Annotated in this window: 1 protein-coding gene; it reads left to right on the top strand. The window is 47.7% G+C overall.

Annotated elements, in window-relative coordinates; genetic code table 11:
* Window positions 1-2,388, top strand: a 2,388-nt coding sequence (locus DQQ10_RS27655) for a beta strand repeat-containing protein (RefSeq protein WP_119726146.1), incomplete at both ends; no start/stop codon positions are given.

Raw genomic sequence — 2,388 nt, 5'->3', positions numbered from 1 at the left:
TAACGTAACGACTAACGATACCGATGTTGACGGTAATGCAACAATCGACGTTGCTACTGTCGATTTAGATCCAGCAACAGCCGGTATCCAAAATACATTCAGCAATGCTTCTGGCTCATGGAGCGTAACGGCTACAGGTGTAGTGACTTACACACCGACAGCGAACTTCAACGGTGCAGCTTCAGTGACGTACACAGTTCGTGATAACACAGGCGCTACTTCAAACACAGCGACACTTGCAATCACAGTGAATGCGGTGAATGATGCGCCAGTTGCGAATAACGACGTTGCTACGACGAATGAAGATGTGGCTGCGACTATTAATGTGACTACGAATGATACTGATGTTGACGGCAATGCCACAATCGACGTTGCTACAGTCGATTTGGATCCTTCAACAGCCGGAATTCAAAATACATTCAGCAATGCGTCAGGCTCATGGAGTGTAGCGGCGACAGGTGTTGTGACGTACACACCGACAGCGAACTTCAACGGTGCAGCTTCTGTAACGTACACAGTTCGTGATAACACAGGCGCTACTTCAAACACAGCGACACTTGCAATCACAGTGAATGCGGTGAATGATGCGCCAGTTGCGAATAACGACGCGGCTACGACGAATGAAGATGTGGCTGCGACTATTAATGTGACTACGAATGATACTGATGTTGACGGCAATGCCACAATCGACGTTGCTACTGTAGACTTAGATCCTTCAACGGCGGGTATCCAAAATACATTTAGCAATGCATCAGGCTCATGGAGTGTAGCGGCGACAGGTGTTGTGACGTACACACCAACAGCGAACTTCAACGGTGCAGCTTCAGTGACGTACACAGTTCGTGATAACACAGGCGCTACTTCAAACACAGCGACACTTGCAATCACAGTGAATGCGGTGAATGATGCGCCAGTTGCGAATAACGACGTTGCTACGACGAATGAAGATGTGGCTGCGACTATTAATGTGACTACGAATGATACTGATGTTGACGGCAATGCCACAATCGACGTTGCTACAGTCGATTTGGATCCTTCAACAGCCGGAATTCAAAATACATTCAGCAATGCGTCAGGCTCATGGAGTGTAGCGGCGACAGGTGTTGTGACGTACACACCGACAGCGAACTTCAACGGTGCAGCTTCTGTAACGTACACAGTTCGTGATAACACAGGCGCTACTTCAAACACAGCGACACTTGCAATCACAGTGAATGCGGTGAATGATGCGCCAGTTGCAGTGAATGATGCTGCGACAACAAACGAAGACGTAGTTGCTACGATTAACGTAACGACTAACGATACAGATGTTGACGGCAACGGCACAATCGACGTTGCCACAGTAGACTTAGATCCAGCAACAGCCGGAATTCAAAATACATTCAGCAACGGGTCAGGCTCATGGAGCGTATCGGCTACGGGTGTAGTGACTTACACACCAACAGCAAACTTCAACGGTGCAGCTTCTGTAACGTACACAGTTCGTGATAACACCGGTGCTACTTCAAACACAGCGACACTTGCAATAACAGTGAATGCGGTGAATGATGCGCCAGTCGCTGTGAATGACGCTGCGATAACAAACGAAGACGTAGTTGCTACGATTAACGTAACGACTAATGATACTGATGTGGATGGTAATGCTACCATAGATCCATCAACAGTCGACTTAGATCCAGCGACAGCGGGAATTCAAAATACCTTTAGTAATGCATCAGGCTCATGGAGCGTATCGGCCACGGGTGTAGTGACTTACACACCAACAGCAAACTTCAATGGTGCAGCTTCAGTGACTTACACTGTTCGTGATAATACAGGTGCTACTTCAAACACAGCAACGCTTGCAATTACAGTGAATGCGGTGAACGATGCGCCAGTTGCAAATAACGACGCGGCTACTACGAATGAAGATGTTGTAGCGACTATTAATGTGACTACGAATGATACCGATGTTGACGGTAATGCAACAATCGACGTTGCTACAGTAGACTTAGATCCAGCGACAGCGGGTATCCAAAATACATTCAGCAATGCATCAGGCTCATGGAGCGTAGCAGCTACAGGTGTAGTGACGTACACACCAACAGCAAACTTCAATGGTGCTGCTTCAGTAACTTACACAGTTCGTGATAATACCGGTGCTACTTCAAATACAGCAACACTTGCAATAACAGTGAATGCTGTGAACGATGCGCCAGTCGCTAACAACGACGCGGCTACGACCAATGAAGACGTAGTTGCTACGATTAACGTAACGACTAATGATACAGATGTCGACGGCAATGCCACAATCGACGTTGCTACTGTAGACTTAGATCCTGCGACAGCCGGTGTCCAAAATACCTTCAGCAACGCATCCGGCTCATGGAGCGTAGCAGCTACAGGTGT

The organism is Pseudochryseolinea flava (assembly GCF_003286915.1).
Taxonomy (GTDB): Bacteria; Bacteroidota; Bacteroidia; order Cytophagales; family Cyclobacteriaceae; genus Ohtaekwangia; species Ohtaekwangia flava.
This window is presented reverse-complemented; position numbering and strand designations above follow the sequence as displayed.